The 22,981-nt window shown below is 38.3% G+C and carries 13 protein-coding genes and 3 pseudogenes; 1 reads left to right on the top strand and 15 read right to left on the bottom strand.

From position 1 onward, the window contains the following. The 10 genes and pseudogenes from HT687_RS11835 to HT687_RS05300 all read right to left on the bottom strand — a co-directional run. Nucleotides 1-605, bottom strand: a pseudogene (locus tag HT687_RS11835) (IS630 transposase-related protein); the annotation flags it as partial. 209 nt (nucleotides 606-814) lie between these two features. Next, entirely contained in the window at nucleotides 815-5,608 is a 4,794-nt protein-coding gene (locus HT687_RS05340; RefSeq protein WP_172924101.1) for a S8 family serine peptidase, read from the bottom strand. Nucleotides 5,609-6,077: 469 nt separating this feature from the next. Further along, nucleotides 6,078-6,287 (bottom strand): annotated as a pseudogene (locus HT687_RS05335) (transposase domain-containing protein); the annotation flags it as partial. 191 nt (nucleotides 6,288-6,478) lie between these two features. After that, nucleotides 6,479-8,206 carry a septation ring formation regulator EzrA gene (gene ezrA, locus HT687_RS05330; RefSeq protein WP_023933515.1) on the bottom strand — a complete coding sequence of 576 codons (1,728 nt, stop codon included), beginning with the start codon at nucleotides 8,204-8,206 and terminating at the stop codon, nucleotides 6,479-6,481. Between the two features lie 81 nt (nucleotides 8,207-8,287). Then, nucleotides 8,288-10,234 (bottom strand): DNA topoisomerase (ATP-hydrolyzing) subunit B, encoded by a 1,947-nt coding sequence (gyrB, locus tag HT687_RS05325; protein ID WP_000134037.1) that lies wholly within the window; start codon nucleotides 10,232-10,234, stop codon nucleotides 8,288-8,290. Between the two features lie 14 nt (nucleotides 10,235-10,248). Next, nucleotides 10,249-10,812 (bottom strand): HAD family hydrolase, encoded by a 564-nt coding sequence (locus tag HT687_RS05320; protein ID WP_014017229.1) that lies wholly within the window; start codon nucleotides 10,810-10,812, stop codon nucleotides 10,249-10,251. A gap of 84 nt (nucleotides 10,813-10,896) precedes the next feature. Continuing rightward, nucleotides 10,897-11,451, bottom strand: coding sequence for a DJ-1 family glyoxalase III (locus tag HT687_RS05315; RefSeq protein WP_023935852.1), 555 nt, complete (start codon nucleotides 11,449-11,451; stop codon nucleotides 10,897-10,899). Nucleotides 11,452-11,461: 10 nt separating this feature from the next. After that, nucleotides 11,462-12,685: an FtsW/RodA/SpoVE family cell cycle protein gene (locus HT687_RS05310; protein ID WP_023935850.1), complete on the bottom strand. Its 1,224-nt coding sequence runs from the start codon at nucleotides 12,683-12,685 to the stop codon at nucleotides 11,462-11,464. A gap of 36 nt (nucleotides 12,686-12,721) precedes the next feature. Next, entirely contained in the window at nucleotides 12,722-15,172 is a 2,451-nt protein-coding gene (locus HT687_RS05305; protein WP_172924100.1) for a bifunctional DnaQ family exonuclease/ATP-dependent helicase, read from the bottom strand. A 198-nt stretch (nucleotides 15,173-15,370) separates the two neighbouring features. Continuing rightward, nucleotides 15,371-16,300 (bottom strand): peptidase U32 family protein, encoded by a 930-nt coding sequence (locus tag HT687_RS05300; RefSeq protein WP_031233507.1) that lies wholly within the window; start codon nucleotides 16,298-16,300, stop codon nucleotides 15,371-15,373. Between the two features lie 139 nt (nucleotides 16,301-16,439). Here HT687_RS05300 and HT687_RS05295 point away from each other — a divergent pair, with 139 nt between their 5' ends. Then, nucleotides 16,440-16,727 carry a DUF3270 domain-containing protein gene (locus tag HT687_RS05295; protein WP_001111516.1) on the top strand — a complete coding sequence of 96 codons (288 nt, stop codon included), beginning with the start codon at nucleotides 16,440-16,442 and terminating at the stop codon, nucleotides 16,725-16,727. Nucleotides 16,728-16,896: 169 nt separating this feature from the next. Here HT687_RS05295 and ciaH read toward each other — a convergent pair whose 3' ends face one another. The 5 genes and pseudogenes from ciaH to HT687_RS05270 all read right to left on the bottom strand — a co-directional run bounded on the left by ciaH (nucleotide 16,897) and on the right by HT687_RS05270 (nucleotide 22,958). After that, complete coding sequence (ciaH, locus tag HT687_RS05290) at nucleotides 16,897-18,231, bottom strand: two-component system sensor histidine kinase CiaH (protein WP_023938233.1); 1,335 nt, start codon at nucleotides 18,229-18,231, stop codon at nucleotides 16,897-16,899. Beyond that, a complete protein-coding gene (gene ciaR, locus HT687_RS05285) occupies nucleotides 18,221-18,895 on the bottom strand; it encodes a two-component system response regulator CiaR (protein WP_000590627.1) in 675 nt (224 codons plus the stop codon). Before ciaR ends, ciaH begins: the two co-directional genes overlap by 11 nt. Before the next feature lie 108 nt (nucleotides 18,896-19,003). Beyond that, a complete protein-coding gene (locus HT687_RS05280; RefSeq protein WP_172924099.1) occupies nucleotides 19,004-21,550 on the bottom strand; it encodes a M1 family metallopeptidase in 2,547 nt (848 codons plus the stop codon). Nucleotides 21,551-21,672: 122 nt separating this feature from the next. Further along, nucleotides 21,673-22,113 carry an ASCH domain-containing protein gene (locus HT687_RS05275; protein ID WP_001813094.1) on the bottom strand — a complete coding sequence of 147 codons (441 nt, stop codon included), beginning with the start codon at nucleotides 22,111-22,113 and terminating at the stop codon, nucleotides 21,673-21,675. Next, nucleotides 22,088-22,958: pseudogene (locus tag HT687_RS05270) on the bottom strand (putative PEP-binding protein). The gene HT687_RS05275 and the pseudogene HT687_RS05270 overlap by 26 nt, the downstream one beginning before the upstream one ends. Nucleotides 22,959-22,981: the final 23 nt, after the last annotated feature.

The raw sequence follows: 22,981 nt of genomic DNA, 5'->3' as shown, positions 1-22,981 counted from the left end.
CTTCAAAGCAGGTAGGAGTTGCGTTTTGAACCACTCCACAAAGAAATCGCTTGTCATGCTGTTCTTGTAAATCATGGGAGCTATAAACTCTCCGTCTACTTGTCCTGCAACAATTGAAGTTCGCTCAAAACGACGTCCGCTAATCTTTTCATAGACTTTCTCCCCTCTAGGAGCCCCTGCATAAGGACGATAGAGGTAGCGGTCGATTCCTGTTTCATCAATATATACGATTGGTAAATCGTTTAGGTTATCCAAAATATCAAGAAACTCAGCGACTTTCTCTGGGTCTTGTTCCTTAAAGCTCGTCATCTTTTTTTGAAGTGACCTTCATCTGCTTTAAAGCTGCCCATACTGAAGGAACAGCACAATCAAAATGTGCCGCAATTTCCCGTAAAAAAGCATAAGGATTTCAATTCCTCTAAAGGAATCTTTCGGTTTTTGACGACTCGCTTTTTCCTCTCTAAGTGTCCTTGTTCACGTAAGTTCTTTTCCCACGTGAAGAGAGTTCTGACGCCAACATCAAAAACCTTGGCTGCCTCGACATGGCTGTGCCCCTCTTTGATGGAATCTAATGCTCGCTGTTTAAAATCTGTACTATATGCCATAGCTTTATTATAACATGCTTGTTTGAAACTAAGCAACTATACTATAATTTGAATCCTTTTGCTCACGATACTACTATAGAAATCAAGCATGAGTAAAACCAGTGGAACTTACCCTGACACGGAATTCCACTGGTTTTTATGATTTTTCTCAGACTAACTTCCAATTCTACTAGCGGTGGAACTTACTTTGGGAATTTAGCTTGTATTCTCTACTCACTTTTTGAAAAAGTTACAAGTCCAATAACTGACAACAAGAGAGAAATTCCAGAAATACTTAGCATAATAGAAATCATGTTATTCTCACCAGTGGCTGGTAACTGTTTTCCTTCTTTGATGACTGTAGCTAAAAGCACTTGTTGATCACTTCCAGCTAGTGTTTTATTCTCATGCTTAGCTTCTATATTGGAATGATGTATTGTAATTGATGTAGCTTTCTCAATTTTATCATTGCTAATTGAAGGCTTAATAGTTGAGACTTGTCTATTTTGACTTACTAATTTAACAGGTTGCACTTGAGAAACTGGCTTGATCGTTACAACTGGTTTAGCTGGAATAACTGGATTAACTGGTGCAACTGCTTTAGTTGGATCAACCGGCTTAACTGGTACAACTGGTTTGGTTGGAATCTCTACTTTATTAGCCTTAAGTTTTACAACCGTTTCTTTTAGAGCTTTGATTACTTCATTAATTTCTTCTTGACTAGCTTCTGCATTTTCCAAAAGTAGCTTAGCTTTGTTGAAAATAAGATGATATGCATCTTTCTCCTCTTTGCTAGCTGTCAAAAATCTTGGATCTTTTTCTTGGAACTTCACTTCATCCTCGATAACATTCTTTAGGCTCATAAAATCTGTTTCTTTCCCATTCAGCTGGTCTTGAGCTTGCAAGAAAGTGGTCAACAGACGGTCAATTTCATCTTGAGTTATCAAATCTTTTGTAATTAATAATGCCAAGAGTTTAAATTCACGATCATATTGACCTTTGCGTTCTTGATCAGAATTTATATATTTACCTTTTTTAACTGTCTCAGCATATGCTTTAATGGCATTCTTCAATGATGTGATATCAGATTCCTTACCATCCAATGTTTGCATAGCAGACTCTAAAGCCTTAACAATTTGGTCAATTTTATCTTGGTTAAGTTTACTTCCCAATGCTAGTTGCGCATCTTTGACACTTTGCTCAAACATCTCTTTTAAATTCTGTTTTGTATTATAATATCTTGGAGTTTTAACTACTTCCATTTGTTTATTTAAAGCTGCAATCAGAGCTAACTTAGAAACAACTGAAAGTGACAAAACATTATTTTTACCAAACAGAACTTTAAATGGTTGAAGATTATCAAGTAATTCATAACCGTTTGACAGATTTACAAGAACTTTATATTCACCAGTAACCACTTTCTTACCATAAGAATGTTTACCATATGTTTCAGCTGGCAAGACTTGACTCTGACCGTCTTCACCTACTAAAGTAATCATTGTAGTTCCAGGAACAGCTTGATTAAAGCCAACCGTTACTGGAGCATATTTCATTTTGTTAGCCAAGAAGGTAATAGTTTGAAAACTATTTTCTTTCGTTAAATCAAATTCCTTAGATAGAGCACTCACAAATTTCAACTCTGTACGATCATAGCTAAAAATTTCTGCAACATAATGCCCAAATTTCAAGAAATTAATATCTTTTGACTTATCAACGGTTACATATTGACCTTCGCTATTTTTAATGCGATAAACATAAGTTGTATCAATCTCATCATTGGTTTTATTGTTTAGTATAGCAATTTTTACACGACCACTATTTTCTTCACCTACAAGATCTTTGAGAGATATAAAATCTACATTTCCCGCAAAGTCTTCCACATAATAGAAGATTTTCGATTTATCAATGTTCTTAGGAAGTGTATAACTACCATCTTCATTTTGTTTGATAATCTGATACTGTTCGATTTCTGAATCTGCCGCCTCTCTATTTTCAGAAGGACGAATATAAAAGACTTTTTCTAGAAGAATTCCGCCATTTCCGACATCCTGAGGTTTACGAGCTATAAATTGTTCTTGATTTTTTTGAGAACGAATATATCCCGAAGTAATCAGAGGTTTTTGTGTATCGATTTGAATTTTAAATATTGTGTATTGTTCTTCAGCTCCAGGGACATCTGGCTTATAACTAATAACATAGTCATAAATTCCATCAGAGACTCGATTTCCATTAGAATCCTGTCCTCCCCAAGCTGTTTTATCTACAATGTAACTTCTTGGATTTCTAGTATCGCCATCAAAATAATTTTTCACAAGGTCTGTTGGACGACTTTGCCAAATAGGCTGACTGTGTGTTGTATCCGAAGAATCATAAACAGTTGCACGAAGATTTACCAAGTTTCTATAGACAAGAGTTTTAAATTGAACAGAATCTTTATTACCATCATCGTTCGGCGAGATAGCAAGGCGAACATTACCCTTTTCATCTAATTGAAGATGGTATTTTCCTTCATCATCTTGTTTCACTCCGAGTACAGTCACTCGATTTCCTTGACGCTCTGATTTTAAAACATTTACATCATTTTCAGAACTTGTTAAATAAGTTGCATCGTCTGAAGGTGAAATTCCTGGATTATCTTTATCAATTTCAGAGTAAAATCCACTGTTTCCTTCCTTAATCAATTGATAAATTGGTTTTTCAATTGCAGGTAGATTTTGGAATTCTCCCTTAAATCCCATAAATGGTAAACCAATAACAGAACCATCATCTGCAGGATTGACAAATCTAACAAATCCTTCTAGAAAATAACCATTTGGCATTATTTTGCTAAGTTCTTCAGTAAACTTACTTGTATCTACACTAACTGTTACTGTCTTCGTACTATGAGCTTTCACAGTTACTTCGGGCCAAACTGTTTCAGTTAGTTTTCGTGGACGGAGAGTGAATTTTCCTTCTTCAACTTCGTCCGTATTTGTATTTACAATCATCTTCAATGTTCGGTCTTTATCCGAAATATTATGAATTGTAACTTCAAAGGTAAATTTATCACCAACATTACCAAGAGTAACACTTGGATAATTATTTGCACCTGTTACAAATAGATCTGTGCTTGTTGCCGCCATCGTGTCAACTACGCCAGCACCTTGGTGACGTGGAGAAGTATAGGCTCCAGTTTGTTTATTAAAATGTGGTTTTGCAGTAGACATAATTAAAGCTTTTACAATCTCTGAAATTTGACTAGCTGATAATTCAGGATGTTTCTTTGATAAATATTCTTTGACTAATGCTGCGACACCAGCTACATGAGGGGCCGCCATACTTGTTCCACTTATACTTCCATAACTATTGTCGTTAAATGATGAATAGATATTTCCACCAGGTGCAGTAACATCTGGTTTCAATTGTCCATCTGTTGTAACTCCCCAACTTGAAAAATCTGACAATTGGTCTGCAACATCTGATTTACGATTATCCATCTTGTGATTAAAGACAATTTTATACTGACCAGACTTAAGAATTTCACCATAATATTTTGAAATAAAGACAGATGGGATTTTCTTAGCATCACCTGTAACAGACATACTAACATTTGCACCTTCAACGTTGTTATAAATTAAAACTCCAGCTGCACCGTGTTGAAGAGCATTTTTAATCTTATCAGAGAAATGGATTTTACCACGTTGAATCAGTGCTAACTTACCTCTTACATCAATATTAGCAAAATCTTCTTCACGACCAATACCCGTTGCTACATATTCGTATTCTTTCCCTTTTTCAAAATCTTTTTCTGTTTCAGGTCTATTAAAATCAAACTTACCATAATCAAGGGTAGCGTCATTTTCTAAACCTTTTACTTCAAAGACTTCAGTAGTTAGAATTTTATTATTAATCGAAGCAACAGAAATTGAATCTTCTACTGTAGAGGGATTTCCGACGAGACCATAATCAGGATTTTCTGCTAATGGTTGTGAAAAACCTCTACCGAAAGTATTGCTATTACCAGCAGCAATAACAACAGATACTCCTTTAGTGCGTGCTCTTTTTACTGCTTCAATAATATCTGAACCCGCATCTACAGTTGAACCCGCACCTGCACCCAAACTCATATTGATCACATCCGCACCTAACGCAACTGCGTCATCAACGGCTTTTACATAGAGGGCAGAGGCTGTAGTTTTATCTCTATCTGAAAAAACTCTCATAAACATAATTTGAGCTTCTGGCGCCACCCCATAAACCTTCTCAGAATTCGGGGCTTTATTAACTGGATTTCCAGCTACAATACCAGTAACGTGCATTCCATGAGACTCTTTTTCAGCCTCTTTTATATTATCAGTTCCATCAAAGTAATCATAAGCATATACTACCTTGTCACTGTACCATTTTCCATAGTCAATACCGGCAGCTTTTTTAGCTTTTTCGATATCATCCTGATTTTTAAATTTCGCCTTTGACGGATCAGAAATACGCAGAACTTCATGATTCAAATCAAGGCCTGAATCTATAACAGCGACTACAGTTCCTTGCCCTTTGTGTCCTGCTTCCCATGTTTTAGGGACAGTAATCATTTCATTACTGGAGATACTATTTGGCTTTTCTTTATGTCCACTTTGAGATAACGACTGTGATTGTGAACTTTCGGAAGAAGAACTTCTTTCTACTGCTGATTCTTCCTTCTTCTCTTCACTTTTTATAGCAGTCTTTTCTTTCTGTGTGATTACATTCTTGTCTGACTTATTATCTCTATATTCTATAGAATCATCTTGTTTTACTGACGCTGTCGCTTCTGTTTTTTCCTTTGAAGAAGAATCTAGAGCATTCTTGTCAGCCGTGACTGACGGTGCGAGCTTATTTGAATCATCTAATTTATTAATTATTACTGCATGTGTAACTTGATTGGATGTTTCAAATTTCCCCTCAGCAGCACTAACCTGTACTAAAGCAAATCTGCATGCAAAGACCGATAGCAGAAAAATCGTTGCTATTTGGTACTTTTTATGACAAAAATCTTTGCAGTCTCCCATAAAATCACTCCTTTTTATTTAAATTAAAAGTATTATATCCTAAATTATCTGAAAATTCTATCAAAAACTTATTTTGTAACAAAATTGTAATATTAATCACTCTTCTCATGTAATTTAAACATAAAGAAATTTAATCTCGATTAATACAAGACTAAATTTCTTTATTAAATAATTACTTTCCATTCAATTACTCATTAAGCAAAAACCTTACTAATCACGGTCATAGAATAGTTCATGTGCTTTTATAGTAGATTGAAACTAGAATAGTACACCTCTACTTCTAAAACATTTTTAGAAATCGATTTGACTGTCCTGATCGATTTGTCCTATTCTTATTTCATTTTACTATAATCGTGAATTAAGCATTTCAGGAACTGTGACAAACGTAACCGTACAATAACGAAGTCTATTGAAAAATCTCCAGATTAGTGAACTTAGCGATAGTTCCTAATCTGGAGATTTTTTATTTTCACCTTTCTTGTACAACTTTAGTCCATGGTAAATAAGCCTCTAAAACCTCTTTGTTTACGAGAGTTTCCTCGTTTGGAAGACATTCTAGAAGATAGGATAGATATTTCTCGCTATGTAATTGATGACGTTTAGCTGTTTCCAACAAGCTCATAATAATAGCTCTTGCTTTAGCTCCTTCAAAACTTTGAGAAAACAACCACCCTCGCTTTTTAAAATTTAGCTTAGGCTAAAAGAGTCCACTGGACTCTTTTACTCCGTCCCATTTTAGCGTGACTACCACGCTTTGTTCTATCTTTCTTCATATTTAAATAATATCAAAACCAAGCATTAATTTCAATGATAAATAAGTAAACTCATGGCTTTTGAGTAAAGAAAAAAGCTTAGAATGAACTAAGCTTTTTAAAAACGAATCGTTTCACGTGTTTTCTCATATGAGGTAACAAAGCGATTGGTTACACCAGGCTCTGCCACTTCCAATGCTTGAGAAATCTTGTCAAATGAAGCGTGATAATCAAATTCTTTTTCAAAAATATCTAAAGCTTCGTTAAATGCTTCTTGAATGCGTTCATCAAATGAGCGATAGCGGTTAGAATATTGCAAGAGTTGCTCTGTCAAAGTTGCATATTGTACAATATTATAAGTTTCCGTTTCTAAAGCTTCCATATCATTCGTTGCAATTTCAAGAACTCGGGTAACAGATTCAATGTTAATCATTTTTTGTTCTAACTCAACCATTAAATCCTCGGTATTATTGCTTGCCGTAAAGAATAACTTCAAGAAAGTTTGTGGAATACCTGGCAGATTGCGTTTTTCCATGTATCGCTTGATAGTATGGAGACGATTGACATAAACATTGGCCTTTTGACGTGCATTAATATCATCTTTCTCAATTTGTGTCAGGCGCTCACTAACTGAAATTTGCTCATCTTCAATATCTTTTAGTTGAGTTTGTAAATCCTCAAGATTTTCTTCAAGAACTGAATAAGCTTGGGTTGGCTCTTCTTGATTTGAAGTTACCTCAACAATAGCTGCCTCAAAATTCTCTAATTCTGTCTGAATACGACGAACATGGCTTGCAACTGTCTCAGGAAGTAAATAGGTCTTGTTCAAACGTGCAATATCTTCTCCCAATAAAGTATTATTCTCTTTCATATGTTGAAGGTAAGTTGGAAGAGTTGCAAGTAGATTTTCCACTACTTTCTGAGCAGCAATTTCTCGAGTAAAAATATTATACAAGGCATTGATTTCCTCTTGTGCCTGTCCATTCTCATATTCGGCATTATCCAATTCCAACTGACGAATATTCTCTTGGTTTTTCTTGAATGCTTCATAAAGCAAGTGGAAACGTGCTTCAATATCCGTTTCAACAAAATGATAATTAGCATCAATTAGTTTACGATAACCGGCTTCCAAATCCTGTAATTGATCTGGCAATTCTGTAGAAAGCGTCGTAACCAAGGCTGGAACACGATCCACAATATGACTTAAGGCCAAAATGTGATTTTCTGTATTATCCAAAATCACTGCGGCTTCCACAGGGTCACCCGATGAATTCAAGGTTACAAATTGTGAAAATTCAGATTGGATATTTTCTAATTGTTTTTCAATTTCATCCAAGGCTTGACCATACTGTTCTGAATTTTCAGCAACTCTATGCTGAAGTTCCTCAAATAAATCCAAAGCATGAAGAACACGACCACTATTTTTAGATTCTTGCTTCTCTAAGTCTGCCAAAGCATTGCGAATTTCAGCAATATCTTCTTCAATCAAAGTAATTTGACTCTCAATTTGGTCAATTTGATGACTGGCCTTGAGAAAACGAAATGAATGGTTATAGCCTTCTGCTTCAAAGAGATTATTTTCAATATCGGCAAAAGAGTTGAGAGATAAATCGACCCATTTTTGATTCCATTCACGGAAAGCCACTTGACTTTGTCCAATCAAGTGCATATTTTTTACAGCTTCTACTTCATCATTTACTGGAAGATTGTATAGTTCTTCTTTTCTTTCTTCTAGCGCCTCTAATCTCCCCTCGTTTCGCTTACGTAGAAAGATTGCCACTACATAAGCCAGAACTAAAATGACTGCAATTGCAACCATTAAATAAATTAGTTGTCCATTAGACATATCAAACTCCTTTTTTACTTGAAACAATCGTAACGATTATATCATATTTTTTAGACCAAGGGAACTACTTCTCCCTATTTTTTAGACATCAAGTGTACTATAGACAGCATTTTCTTCGATAAACTCACGACGAGGCTCTACTCGATCCCCCATCAACATATCAAAGATTTTATCTGCTTCTGCAGCATCATCTACAGAAACTCTAGCCATCAAGCGATGTTCGGGATCCATGGTTGTTTCCCACAGCTGATGATCGTCCATTTCACCTAGCCCCTTATAACGCTGAATAGTCGGTTTGGTACGACCTTCACTATAACGGGCTAAAGCTTCTTGGAGTTTGATTTCTTGATCTGCACCCGGCTGGATATATTCTTTAATCTCGCTTCCAACCTTGACACCATAGATTGGTGGTTGGGCGATATAAACATAACCAGCTTCTAGGATTGGTTTCATATAACGATAAATCAAGGTCAAAAGAAGGGTACGAATGTGGGCTCCATCGACATCGGCATCGGTCATCAAAACGAGTTTTTGGTAACGGGCTTTCGAAACATCAAATTCTGCGCCAAATCCTGTTCCCATCGCTGTAAATAGACTACGAATCTCTTCGTTAGCAAGAATCTTATCCATGCTAGCTTTTTCAACGTTCAAAATCTTACCGCGAATTGGAAGGATAGCCTGAAACTCACGGTTACGACCAGATTTGGCTGATCCACCAGCTGAGTCTCCTTCGACGATGAAGAGTTCTGTTTCAGCAGGATTGTTAGAAGAACAGTCTGCTAGTTTCCCTGGAAGGTTGGAAATTTCCAAACCAGATTTTTTACGAGTGACTTCACGCGCACGCTTGGCAGCCACACGAGCCTTGGCAGCCAAAATCCCTTTTTCCACGATACGCTTGGCAATCTGTGGATTTTCCATGAGGAAATCGGAGAAGGCTTCACTGAAGAGGCGATTGGTAATCTTGACCACTTCGCTATTTCCCAATTTGGTCTTGGTTTGTCCTTCAAACTGTGGATTTGGGTGTTTAACTGAGATAACTGCAGTTAATCCTTCGCGGACATCTTCCCCAGTTAAATTATCTTCATTGTCTTTCAGTAACTTATTCTTACGAGCATAATCGTTGATAACACGTGTCAAGGCTGTACGGAAACCTTGTTCATGCGTTCCACCTTCATGGGTATGAATATTATTGGCGAAACTCATGACATTTTCATGGTAACCAGTTGTGTACTGCATGGCTACCTCAACTGTGATATCATCCATCTCACCGTCTGTATAGATTGGTGTATCAAAGATTACATCCTTGTTCTCGTTGATATATTCAACGTAACTAGCAATCCCACCTTCATAATGATAATGCTTGGTTTGTTCCAAACCTTCACGCTTATCTGTAATTGAAATTTGAAGACCGCGATTTAGAAAGGCCAACTCTTGAATCCGTTTATTTAATTTATCAAAATCAAAGATTGTTGTTTCAGTGAAGATTTTTGGGTCCGGTGTGAAGTGAACAGTTGTTCCTGTTTTATCCGTATCTCCAACTATTTCAAGATCTGCGACAACATGACCACGACGGTATTCTTGGTAATGAATCTTACCGTTTTTGTGGACATGGACGTCTAATTGAGTGGAAAGAGCATTAACGACTGATGACCCTACTCCGTGAAGACCACCTGAAACCTTGTATCCGCCACCGCCGAACTTTCCTCCAGCGTGAAGGACTGTAAAGACGGTCTCAACAGCAGGACGGCCTGTTTTTTCCTGAATATCGACTGGGATACCACGCCCATCATCGACAACAGTAATCGAATCATCTGGCTCAATAAAAACTTGAATATGGCTGGCAAATCCTGCCAGGGCCTCATCAATTGAGTTATCAACAATTTCCCAGACTAGATGGTGAAGACCTTCTTTTGAAGTTGACCCGATATACATTCCTGGACGCATACGAACAGCCTCTAAGCCCTCTAAAACTTGAATTTGACTGGCATCATAATCCTGTGCCTGCAGATTTTTGATTTCTTCTGTCATCTTATTCCTTTTTCTTATATGTCTAATACTTGTCTTAAATTCACGATACTGGTAAACAAGTGGGTATCAAGTCCTGCAGCTTGACCTGCTTCGATATCAATCGGTCGATCACCAATGACAAGACCTGAGCTAATCTGATACTTTTTTCTTAAATAAAGCACGGACTCGGGATTTGGCTTTCTCTTAAAGCCTGAGCTAGAAGTCACCACTTCTGTAAAATAAGCTGCTATAGAGGTTTTTTCTAAAATTTCCAAAACCTGATTATTTCGATGAGAGACCAAAAAATGACGGCCACCTTGATTTGAAATGTCTTCCAATAGGTCAAAAACTCCTTCAAATAAAATCGGGTGTTCAAGCTCTCTGGCTTCATTTTCCTTGTACTTTTCTAAAAAATTCTCTAAATTGGGAGCGAATGTCTCAATCGCCAAATCAGTAGAAACCTTTAAAGCTTGATAGACACTGTCATGGTCTTGTATAATGCCATACAGTGCCAATGTTTCAACAAATGCAGCTGTTGAAATTTCATAATTATCCAGTAAAGTTCCACCTAAATCCCAGATATAATCGTGATATTTCATACCCTTCATTATAGCATTTTTTTATGAAAAAAGCGATGATTTCCCTGATTTTTCCACATAAAAAACGAGAGAATAACTCCCGTTTTACTGATTTTTACCAAAGACATCTCGATAGAGCATTCCTGTTCGTAAAGTCTCTGCGTCTCCTCCTAGTTGCTCTACCAACTCGTAGGCAAAGGCAAGGGCTGTCGAGGGACCTCGACTGGTTGTCAAGTGACCATCTACCACTACTGTTTCCTTGACGTAGTGACCATCAAGGATTTGCTCTTGAACACCATCATAACAAGTGTACTGCTTGTTTTTCAATACCCCTGCTTGATTGAGGGCAATTGGTGCCGCACAAATGGCTGCTAGTTTCTTCCCTTCTTGCTCGAAGCTTTGCAATTCTTGAATCAAGGTCTGATTATCACGTAAATGTGCAGAACCAGGCATACCTCCAGGAAGAACAATCATATCATAGTCTGATAAATCTCCATCAAAGACATGATCTGCTCTTACTTGGATTGCATGCGAACCCGTTACTTGCTCTTCAAAACCAACCATATCACATGTGATATTGGCTCGACGCAAGACATCTACAACTGTCAAGGCTTCAATTTCTTCAAAGCCCTGAGCTAACATAACTGCTACTTTTACCATGATTTTCTCCTTATTTAATTTGTTTTAATACAAGCTTTTTCCGTTTGAATGGGACTTTTCCGCTCTTTTCTTCAGCTAAATTAGTCTGGTAACTCATCGATAAAAGCAAACCAACACCAATCAAATTACTGATAATAGCTGATCCCCCTTGCGAAATGAAAGGCAAGGGAATCCCCGTCAAAGGAAGTAGTCCAGTCACAGCACCGATATTCTCAAAGATGTGGAAGAGCAACATCATAATCAAACCTGTGGAAATATAAGTGTAGAACTGGTTATTTGATTTAAGAGTAATCTTCAACATACGGTAAATCAACATGAGATAGAGGGCAATAACCAGGACAGAGCCAATAAAGCCAAAATCTTCTGCAATAACCGTAAAAATCATATCTGACTCTCGAACTGGGATAAGCAGATTCGAAGCATTAAATCCCTGACCAAATAAGCCACCACTCCCAATGGCAATCTGCCCTTGAGCCTGCTGGTAAGTCGTTGTTTGGGCAAACTCAAAGGGATTGAGCCAAGCCAAAATCCGATTAATTTGGTAGGTCGGCATTCCAATCTGGTGAAGAAAAGCTCGTCCGTCCTTGCTAATAAAGATAGCTAAGAAACCAGCAACTCCTGTTACAGCAGTCACAAATACTGGGATAATAATTTTCCAAGAAACCCCTGATAATAAAACGATTCCTGAGAAAATGGCTACAAAAACCAAAGCCGTCCCCAAGTCACTTTGAAGTGCTAAAAGAACTAGGACTGGAATGGTAAAGAGAATCATCCAGAAAATTAACAAAAAGTCCAGCGGAACCGTGCGTTTCCATTCCTTATGTTTCTTTGTAAATTGGACAATGACACGAGCCAACATGAGGATATAGGATATCTTCATAAATTCTGACGGTTGGAATAGGGTAATTCCATTTATTGATACCCAGTTTTTGGCACCCGTTGATGCAACTAAGCTTGGATTATAAAATACAATCGGCAAGATCATAAGTCCCAAGCCTAAAATATATAGAAAGGGGGTCACCTTCCAAAGAAATTCTGTATTAAAGAGCATGACCACAAAACCAATCACAAGCCCCAAGGCAATCCAGGCGACCTGCTGCCCTAAAATGGGCAGAATATTATTGGGATAATCATGACTAACGGCTATATAGATAGCCACCACACCGATGACCAGTAGAAAAAATACTGGCAAGAGCAAACTGTAATCGACTCTTGAGTCGAGAGAACGTTTCATATATACTAACCTTATACTTTCATACAATACTATTTATCAAAGTTCATTAAAAAATCTATCAATAGCCTCGTCAACTTCGGATCGAGAGATGGTTTTAACAGTCGCTTCTTCTGCTAGAGATGCTACTATTTGTTTGCCGTATCGTTTTCCGACGATTCTCCTATCCAAAATAAGAGTTAAGGAACGTTGGTATTCACGTCTCATACTTCTTCCCAAAGCCTGTTTTAAACGAATAATGGCCATTGGCAATTGATAATCATAAAAGGCATTTTTCCCTTCTTGATTCAGTTCTTGATTAATCTTTTTCGTTAAGGGTTCTTGAGGATTTTGAAAAGGAAGCCTCGGTACAACTTGAATCACAAAAGGATGGCTTGAAAAATCAACTCCCTCCCAGAAACTTGCTGCACCAAGCAAGATTTGTTGTTCTCCTTTTTCAAAGCGCTTCTTTAGCTGATGAACATCTCCATTTTTATACTGGGCCAGATGGCTTACAGGAAGTATGTCTGAAACTGCTAGAAGCATATCTTTAGCGGTAAAGAGAACCAAAATCGGTTGCTGGAAAGCTTGAATTTCCACTAGTAAAGTAGCTACCTCTCTGGCATAGACTTCTAAGGAGGTTTCTGTTACCAGAGGGAAATCTTTGACCATGACCACTTCTTGTTCCTGTTTTCCCCGAGATTCAATCTTGACAAATTTGGCTTCAGGATAGCCTAAAAGGTCTGCCAAAGAAACCCTCTGACTAATCTCAAGAGTAGCCGATACTCCCAAGACTTGGCAACTCTCAGGAAGTAAAGAGGACAGAAGAGTACGGCCTGATTTTGTAGAAGAAATCTGAATTTTCTTTTGACTCGTTTCAATTACTTCAAGCCAGTAATCACCTTCAGCTGTAAAATAGCGAACCAGCTCATCAAAGCCTTCCACTTCTAATTCTGAAAAATACTGATGGAGATTGTCCAGAGAATCTAAGATATTTTTCCTAGATTTGCCAGACTGAAATTGTTCTATCAAGTAGAGACACTCAAAGCGAATACTTTCTAGTATCCGTTGTTGAACCCTGTTTTCTTCTCCTACTAAAGCCTTATCAATTAAATCGATAATAGATTGTATATCGTAGGTCTCTTGAAGCAGATTTTCTAAAGCCAACAAAACTTTTTGAACTTCATCGATAATCAGTAAACGGTCACTGACAAATTCAGGATTATCTTCAAGTCTGGTTACAAGATAGGCATGATTGGTCACTAAAAGCTTGCAGGTTTGTGCCCTTTCTTGACTACGTTTCCAAAAATCTTCCGTCACAAATAAGCTCTTGGATGATAAATTCCCATCATGACGAAGATCTGTCAGAAAATGTTGGTAACGGTAGAGTTGACCAATTTCATCCAAATCCCCGGTTTCTGTCTCTGTCAACCAGACCAAGAGTTGCATTTTAAAACGTCTAAATAAGCGATTTTCATCATTTTCCTGCAAGGAACGATAAAAGGCATCCAACTTCAAATAATTTTGAGGCCCCTTTAAAGGATGAATATCTATATGGAACACTTCCTTGAGACGTTTACCTTCTTCTTCCATGATTTGATTTTGAAGAATCTTTGTCGGAACGCTAAGGACAATCTGATGCTCTTTGGCTTGAGATAAAGCGGGTAAGAGATAGCCATAAGTTTTCCCAATCCCAGTCGGCGCTTGAATTAATGATACAGGCTCATCTTTCAATAGCAAGCCAACCTCTTTAGCAAAATTTTCTTGCTCCTCCCTCACTTCAAGATTCAACAGAGAAATATTTTTAGAAAAATCTTGAGATAGTTTTCGTGACTCCATGGGATCTGCAGTTTTCTTGAAATACAGTCCTTGAACTTGGACCAAATCTGAAGAACTCAGAATAGATTGGCTGCGATAAATTTCTTCAATAACCAGGTAGGACTCATATAGGAGGGCGTCAGCCATTTCCAGCAAGCGTTCCAAGAGTCCTTTAGGAAGTTGTGCCATCTTTTCTCGTAAAAAAAGAAGTAATTCCGCAGTAGCTTGGGCATCTGAAAGGGCTGTGTGGGCGTGCTTAAGAGGAATTCCTAATTCTCGGCACAATATCGGCAAACTATATTTTTCCAGTTCAGGGAAAAAGACCTGAGCCAATTCGACCGTATCAACACGAGGATTTCTTAGCTCATAACCTTCAAAAAATAAATTTTCCGCCAAAAGATTGGCATCAAACTGAACATTGTGGGCTACAAAAATCCCATCCTCTACCAAGTCAAAGATTTTTCTAGCAACTTGCGAAAAATCAGGTGCTTGCGCCAGACGTTGGTCTGTCAATCCTGTCAGTTCTTTGATATGAGCATCCAAGGGTTCATGTGGATTGACATCCGTCGTATAGTGATCAACGGTTTTTCCGTCCTCAATCACGACAATTCCCACTTGGATAATTTTAGCCTTACTACCTGTGCTAGTTGCCTCTAAATCCACCACAACATAGCGATTACCAATCGTTTTCATTATAAAAAATTATACCAAAAAAAGGGCCATTTGGCACCTGCAAACATGTGATTAGTTTCAAACTCAAAAAGGTTACTGGCCTGAAAAATCCCATCAAATAGAGCATCCTAGCCTGCTGATTTTTTTAAAATAGTGAAGAAATACAAAAAATTGAGAGAAGAAATTTTAAATCTTCCTTCTCTCAACGAATCATGTATTTTATTTAACCATGTCAGGATCGTAGTCATAAAATCCTGTATCAAGGAAACGGTTTTTAGGGTGAAGTTTACGCACTTCTTCATCCAGCAAGAAGGCTTGGTCATGGCTAAAGTTACCCTCTTGGATCAAGCTACGCGCTTGGATAAAGAGTTTTGCAATCTCAACAAAGTTCTGACCAGGTGTATAGAGACCTTCTAATTTCCAGTGAGTAAAGCCATGCTCCACCAATTCTGTTAATTTGGTCATCAAATCAAGGTCGTTATTGGCAAAGATATGAGTACCATGATTGTCTTCAAAAATGGAATAGTGACTCTCAGGATCACTTGGCTCAGCCAAGAAAAGGTCACGCTTGCGAGTCTTTTCATCATCGATATGTGTAAAGTTATAGTAATTTTGCAAGAGCGGACGTTTAGAATGATGGATGACACTGGCACCGTAAACCAAAACTTCAGCAGGAATTTCCAAAATCTCTGGCATTTTGAAGAGTTCAGCCGATGGAATTTCACGCGCCAAAACAGCTTCAGATGCGCCAGCCTTTTGTCCCCAGAAGTTAATCTGGCGACTGCTAGTTACCATGGTTGAAGCATCGTAGATAGTCTTAAATGAATAACCATCGCGGTTGACTACGTAAAAGACACCTGCATCCCCAATCGTAATGTAGTCTGTCTTAATTTCTTCCAAGAAATCAAGGAAAGGCTTGATACGGTCCATCATATCTTGGTGCATGAGAGCATTGACCGCAACGATCAATTCCTTACCAGCATCATGAACCAACTTAGCGATTTCACGTAATTGGTCATAACTAAAGGTCGTTGGCAGACGAAGGCCAAAATCTTTCTCACCGACATAGATACGGTCTACGCCAGCTTCGAGTAGTTGTTCGACTTGTTCAATACTTTCAGCAGTTGCTGTAATGACAATCTTTTCCATAAGAAAAATTATACCACATTTCTCCAAAATCAGCCATGCTTTGAAAATGAAAAGGGACTTTATTCTTTTTGTAACCTTTCTGTAATAATTCTCTGCTGAAAAAATGATAAAATAGGTATGTACTGTTAAGGAGAGAATCATGCCCGCAAGAAAATTACAATCCTATGAGGTAGACTATCAAGAAGAATTAAACCAACAACTTCCTCATTATCAAGCTTATACACCTGAAGCACAAGCTGATAGCAATCTCAAAGAAATTTTATTTTTTGTTAATATCGCTGTTTTTTGTATCTGTATTGCTATCTTTAGTTTTATCTTTTTAGCATTAAAATTATCAACTGCTCTTGCCTTTGCCGCAGCAATCGGATCCAGCTTACTTGTTTTAAAAGTTCAACGGTCTATTATCAAACGAAAACGTAGAAAATAAATCCAAAAGAGTCTGGGACAAAAGGATTTTGATTTTAGGAATTCTTTATTATAAGTTTTTAAAATCGATAGATTAGACAAAAAAGCGAACAAAACAGAATTCTGAGTGTCAGATAACTTGTTTTGTTCGCTTTTTATATTTAAGGTTAGACTTTTGCCCCAGACTCTTTTTATTTTTTCTTTTTCGATGGTGTGTGGATAGCAATCTTCACTTCAAAGATTGTTCCCTTGGGTTTATTATCTTTAACAGTAATGGTTCCTTTAAGCGCATCTACAATTTGCTTGGCCAGAGATAATCCTAAACCGAAACCACCTTTTTGACGAGTTCTAGCCTTGTCCACTCGATAAAAACGATCAAAAATTTTCTTTTTATCTTCTGTCGAAATACCGACTCCATTATCAGAAACCAGTAAATACAGATTACGATCGGTCGCCGAGATAAGAAAATCAATTTCACCATCCTCTTCAGTATACTTGACAGCATTATCAAATAGGATAGTCATCAACTGCTTCAAGAGAAGCTGGTCTGTGACAATCGGACGATGGATACGATTTTCAAAACGGAAGACACGATCATTTTCCGAAGCAATCATCTCATAGTTTGTGAAAGTCGTATTGAAAAAACTAGTTGGAACTTCTGCAAGCTCCGGCTTAATCCCATCATCTCTCCGAGCTAAGTTCAGCAAGTTTGTCGTCAAAAAACGCATATTTCGGACTTCTTCCAAACTCGATGCAATACTTTCGCTCACATCCATAATGGTAGCTTCTGGCTTACGGAAAAGGGTCTCTAAGCGATTTTGCAAAACTGCAAGTGGAGTCCGTAACTCATGACTGGCATTTTCCACAAAGGACTGCTGCTTCTGCATGCTCTCAAGCAGGGGTCGAACACTAACCCGAGCTAGATAAAGACTTGCAAGCAAAGACAAAATCCAGAAACTTACCATCACAACGACAATCAATTGCTCATGCTTTTGACTGGCCTGCTCCAACTGACTGGTATTTATCAAGACAGCAGCATACTTGATATTGGTTGAAACCGAACTGATATTGGTTTCCATCAAAATCATGCGATAGATTTCTTCCTGCCCATAGCTATTAAAAACCTGAATCTGGTAGATATGGCCTAGTTCTTTTTTCTCTAACCTAATCTTATCCAAGCCCAAAAATCGATTTCCAGAAAGAAGTTGAGTAAAGTCCTTATCAAAGAGAATGACTTCCGTATTGGAACTGACATTAGGTTTTATTTCTACTTTACTAGCGTCCGCCCTAGCATTTTCTAAATCTTTAATCTCTTCTGTTGCCCTATTCACTGCCAGTTGAATAACTGCTTGAGGATTTTCACTCAGTCCGTGGAGTTTATCATCCACCGAAGTATAGAGACTCGAATGCATGACCTGCAAAATAATCAGAGTCATTGTAGAGAAAATCAGAGTGAAGACACCAAAGTTGCGGATAAAATAACTAAAATCATCCGCATACCATGTTTTTTTTAGTTTACTGAACATCTTTTAAAATATACCCAACACTGCGCAAGGTTTGCAAATTCTCTGCAAAAGTGGTTCCTTTTAATTTCTTACGGACTTTTGAAACATAAACTTCGACAACTGAAATCGTTGTGTCACTATCAAATCCCCATAGACGATCAAAAATCTGCGTCTTAGGCAAAATCACATTTTGATTTTGAAGGAAATAAACTAGTAAATCGAACTCTTTCCCCAGCAATTCGACTGGAGTATCTTCAACCTTAACGGTATTTGTTGATAAATTGATGAGAATATCTCCATAAGATAGCGTATTTTCATTAAACTTGCCTGAACGTTTGAGAAGGGCCTGAATCCGCATTTTGAGTTCTTCTAGGTAGAAAGGCTTGGTCAGATAATCATCCGCTCCCAGTTCAAATCCATGTCCCTTGTCATCCAAACTTTCCTTGGCGGTCATGATCAGAACTGGTGTCGTAATTCCCTTTTCACGCAATTCTTTTAAGACTTGGAAACCATTTTTTTCTGGCAACATCAAATCGAGCAAAATCAAGTCATAGACACCACTTTCAGCTTCGTAGAGACCTTCTTCACCATCAAATACCTGCATAACATCCGCAAAATCGTCTAAAAAGTCAAATACTGAATTTGACAGACCTAGGTCATCCTCAACCAATAAGATTTTTATCATGAGAAACTCCTCCTTATTAAAACCATTATACCAAATTTGCCTTAAAAAAAACTCAACTCTCTGCATTTTACATGAGATAGCTGAGTTTTCTTTTTATTTTAGGCTTATTTATGCATTTCCGTATTGAAGAACAACTGCTTCGACTGCAGCTTTTTCACGGTTAATCAAGTCAACACGCGCTGCAATTTCCTTGATTCCCATGCCGATGTTACGGCTAAGAGCAAGGTCAGAAAGTTGTGGCTCAAAGAATTCCTTGTACTCTGCCAAGCGTTGCTGAGTCTTAAATACATGAGCAGGAAGGATAACAAAGCTATCAAAGCTCATATCTCCACCAAGGGCTGCCTTAATCCAAGCCCAGTTTTCACGCGCCCAAGACCAAGCTGTTTTCTGAGTTGCTTGATGAGCTAGGAATTGGTAATACCAAGCAGACAAGTCCTGTGGTTTGACCACAAATTTGTCCTTCCAAGCAGCAATCAAGTTTTGGATATTATCCGCATCTGTACTGTATGCAAGAGCTGCTGCCAACTGGCGTTTAAAGACAGCATCTGTTGCGTGAGTATAAGTATCAAGATAAAGTGCTAACAAGTCTTTAGTCTCATGATGTTTCATCTCATTAATCAGAACTTGTGAGCGAATAGCTGCTGGGAGTCCTGCAAGATTCTCCTTGTGTGTTGCGAAGATTTGGCTAGCGACTTGACTAGCTTCTGCATCATTTGAGCGAATCATCATCGAAACAGCCAGCTGACGAACCAATTCATCCTCATCTGATTCTCCGTCTTTAGCTTCAAAACCAAGACGGTCATAGTTATGACGAGCCAATTTAGCAACCAGTCCTTTGAAGGCTGTTTCAGCATCCGTTCCTTCATCAATAAAGCGCTCAAGGGCTGAAATCACTTGAGAAACAGCTGAAACGACAAGGTAAGATTCTTCCTTAGCAAGTTTATCAAGAACTGGAAGCAAGTCTGCATAAGAAATGTGCCCTGCCTCAGCCAACAAACGACGTTCTTGAACAATTTGCAGTTTGCTTGTGTTATCAAGTGTCTCTAGCTCAGCAAGAACAGCTTCTAACAAGTCTCCTTGATAGTCGGTAATATAGTGGGCAGTATTTTCAGTGTTGAGACGAAGAGCTCCTTCATTTTCAGCAAGAAGAGCTGCGTAGCCAGGGATTTCGATACTTTCAGTTTCGAGTGTATCAGGCAAGCCTTTCCAGTTGCTATTGAGTGGCACCACCCAGAGACGGTTCTTGTCTTCGTTCTCACCGATGAAGAATTGTTTTTGTGAAATCTTCAAGACATCATTTTCAACTTTGACAGTAAGAACTGGGTAACCAGGCTGTTCCAACCAAGAATCCATGAAAGCTGCGACATCACGGCCAGATGCTTGACCAAGAGCATCCCAAAGGTCACGACCAATTGTATTGCTGTACTGATGTTTTTCAAAGTAGGCATGCAAACCTTTGGCAAAATCGGCATCACCTAGCCAACGACGAAGCATGTGCATGAGACGGCTTCCTTTGGCATAGACGATAGCGCCATCAAAGAGCGTATTGATTTCATCTGGGTGTTTGACTTCGACGTGAACAGACTGAACACCATCAGTCGCATCGCGTTCAAGAGCGTGAGGTACTCCACCTGTTTGGAAATCTTCAAAGATATTCCAGCTTGGCTCAATGGCATCCACACAGACATATTCCATCATGTTAGCAAAGCTTTCATTGAGCCAAAGGTCATCCCACCATTTCATAGTTACGAGGTTACCAAACCATTGGTGAGCCAATTCATGGGCCACAACAAGGGCAACTTGTTGACGACTGGCAAATGTAGAGTTTTCATCTACAATTAAGCAAACTTCACGGTAGGTCACAAGACCCCAGTTTTCCATAGCTCCAGCTGAGAAGTCAGGAAGGGCGATATGGAGAGATTGAGGGATTGGATACTTGACTCCGTAGTAATCTTCGTAAAACTCGATAGAGCGAACGGCAATGTCCAAAGAGAAATCAAGGTTAGAAAGTGGATGTGCTTTGGTAGAGTATACACCAACGAGGGTACCATTCTTAGTTTTAGCGGTCACCCCTTGCAAATCACCAGCAACAAAGGCCAACAAGTAAGAAGACATGCGAGGTGTTGTCTCAAACTTCCAGATACCTGTTTCCTTACGGTTTTCAACATCGATTTCTGGCATGTTTGACAAAGCCAATTCACCTTCTGCTTGGTCAAAGCAAAGAGAGAGGTCAAAAGTTGCTTTGGCTTCAGGCTCATCCACACATGGGAAAGCTTCGCGCGCAAAATGGCTCTCGAACTGAGTAGACAAGACCTCCTTCTTGACTCCATCAACTGTATAATAAGAAGGGTAAATCCCTGTCATGTTGTCTGTAATTTTACCAGAAAAGGCAAGAACCAATTCAACTTGACCAGCCTCAGCCAATTCGATATGAAGGGCTTCATTGTCATGGTCAACTGTAAATGGACGAGCTTGACCTGCAACTTCTACAGAAGCGATTTCCAAGTCTTTTTGGTGAAGGGAAATACGGTCACTCTGTGCTTGACCAGTGACGGCCACTTTCCCAGAAAAAGTCTTGGTCTCACGACTCAAATCTAAAAATAAATCATAATGTTCAGGAACAAATTGCTTAATAAAATGTTCAACTGCTTGCATAGTTTTCTCCTATTCTAAGTTTAAGAGCTGCTGCTCTTCTTCAAACAAACTTATTATATCATATTTTGCTTGAGAAAAAAGGATTGGACAGCGATTTCCAAAACTTTCTTCCTTCTAGCAGTCTACAGGGGGTAGACCTTGCGAAATTCTTCTAAAACAACCTTGCTTTCAGGTGTAAAAGTCAGCCCTACTTCACCCAAACAGTCTGTGAAAAAGTCCTCATGAACCTGGCGCCAATAGGCAAGTGATTTGTCTCCCTCACCTTCCTTAAAGGCATGTTGCGCAGAAACTTGATTGAAGAGTTCAACAGAAACCTTTGTAATTTCGACAATGCAGACAGACTGATTTTGACTATCTAAAATGATATCGAAGGTCCCTACTTGGGGAAGTGGTTCGTCTTCTAGTACATAGAGGTCATAGGCTGATGCTGTTGCTGTCTTTTCTCCTTTAAACACCAAATCCGCTAAAAGGTCTGGTTCAACTCCAAAAGCCCAAGCATCGATTTCATCTCCGATCAAAGGATTGATTTGCTTGTATTTATTCCACATTTCTTGCGGTATCATGGGTACTCCTTTGTAATTTTTTACTTTCTTCTTTTATGTGTTTAAGATGATCTGGATGGTCAATCTCTAAATCAAAAATCTCTGGAATAGAACTGTAGTGGATAATGCACTTGATACTCAACTGATTCATTTTTTGTATGAAAGAAGTATTCAGATAGCCTGCTACAGCAAAATCAATCTTTTTCATCCTTGCTTTATCCTGCATCTGTCTCAACATATCTAACATTATTGGACTTTCCATATCATGCCATTGACTGTTTCTCACAGTCGCAAAAACAAAAGAAGTCAAATCATTCATTCCAACTACAATCTTTGAAATACCAGCTTCCAGTATCCTGTCCAAGTCAAAATACGCTGACGGTAATTCAATCATTATGCCAATTTTTCCAGTAAAACCATGCTGACGCAGTACTGTAATAGCTTGCTTTAACTGCTCAGCATCATTGACAAAAGGAAAGATAAGAGATAGATTGGGATTGTTTTGATAAACTTCTGTAACGACATGTGCTTCAGCCTGAAATTCATCCGGACACGCCAGCAAACGCCTCGTTCCTCTATAACCAAACAAGGGATGATTTTCATCAAAATACTCTTTAGTCCCCTTTAGACAATTAGCTTCTGTATTCGTTAATTCAGTAAAACGATACCAGACTTCTTCATCTGAGTACAGGGAGCAGATAATCGCTAGATAAATCTTTTACAAATTGCTGACAACTAGGTAACAGTATGTTTTTGTTGAGCTCTCTCAACAAGTATTCCCCACGAATCATGCCGACGTGGTGAAATAATTAGGGGTAAACTTTTTCAATAATTTTTTCGCCACTAAGGGCAAGTTGATTTTTCATAGCCATTCACCTCGTCTTAAAAG

The organism is Streptococcus sp. 1449, from assembly GCF_013276805.1.
Lineage (GTDB): Bacteria > Bacillota > Bacilli > Lactobacillales > Streptococcaceae > Streptococcus > Streptococcus pseudopneumoniae.
This window is presented reverse-complemented; position numbering and strand designations above follow the sequence as displayed.

Excerpts from the sequence above, each read along its gene's own strand:
- HT687_RS05340 (WP_172924101.1), bottom strand. The coding sequence starts at position 5,608 with ATGGGAGACTGCAAAGATTTTTGTCATAAAAAGTACCAAATAGCAACG.
- ezrA (WP_023933515.1), bottom strand. The coding sequence starts at position 8,206 with ATGTCTAATGGACAACTAATTTATTTAATGGTTGCAATTGCAGTCATT.
- gyrB (WP_000134037.1), bottom strand. The coding sequence starts at position 10,234 with ATGACAGAAGAAATCAAAAATCTGCAGGCACAGGATTATGATGCCAGT.
- HT687_RS05320 (WP_014017229.1), bottom strand. The coding sequence starts at position 10,812 with ATGAAATATCACGATTATATCTGGGATTTAGGTGGAACTTTACTGGAT.
- HT687_RS05315 (WP_023935852.1), bottom strand. The coding sequence starts at position 11,451 with ATGGTAAAAGTAGCAGTTATGTTAGCTCAGGGCTTTGAAGAAATTGAA.
- HT687_RS05310 (WP_023935850.1), bottom strand. The coding sequence starts at position 12,685 with ATGAAACGTTCTCTCGACTCAAGAGTCGATTACAGTTTGCTCTTGCCA.
- HT687_RS05305 (WP_172924100.1), bottom strand. The coding sequence starts at position 15,172 with ATGAAAACGATTGGTAATCGCTATGTTGTGGTGGATTTAGAGGCAACT.
- HT687_RS05300 (WP_031233507.1), bottom strand. The coding sequence starts at position 16,300 with ATGGAAAAGATTGTCATTACAGCAACTGCTGAAAGTATTGAACAAGTC.
- HT687_RS05295 (WP_001111516.1), top strand. The coding sequence starts at position 16,440 with ATGCCCGCAAGAAAATTACAATCCTATGAGGTAGACTATCAAGAAGAA.
- ciaH (WP_023938233.1), bottom strand. The coding sequence starts at position 18,231 with ATGTTCAGTAAACTAAAAAAAACATGGTATGCGGATGATTTTAGTTAT.
- ciaR (WP_000590627.1), bottom strand. The coding sequence starts at position 18,895 with ATGATAAAAATCTTATTGGTTGAGGATGACCTAGGTCTGTCAAATTCA.
- HT687_RS05280 (WP_172924099.1), bottom strand. The coding sequence starts at position 21,550 with ATGCAAGCAGTTGAACATTTTATTAAGCAATTTGTTCCTGAACATTAT.
- HT687_RS05275 (WP_001813094.1), bottom strand. The coding sequence starts at position 22,113 with ATGATACCGCAAGAAATGTGGAATAAATACAAGCAAATCAATCCTTTG.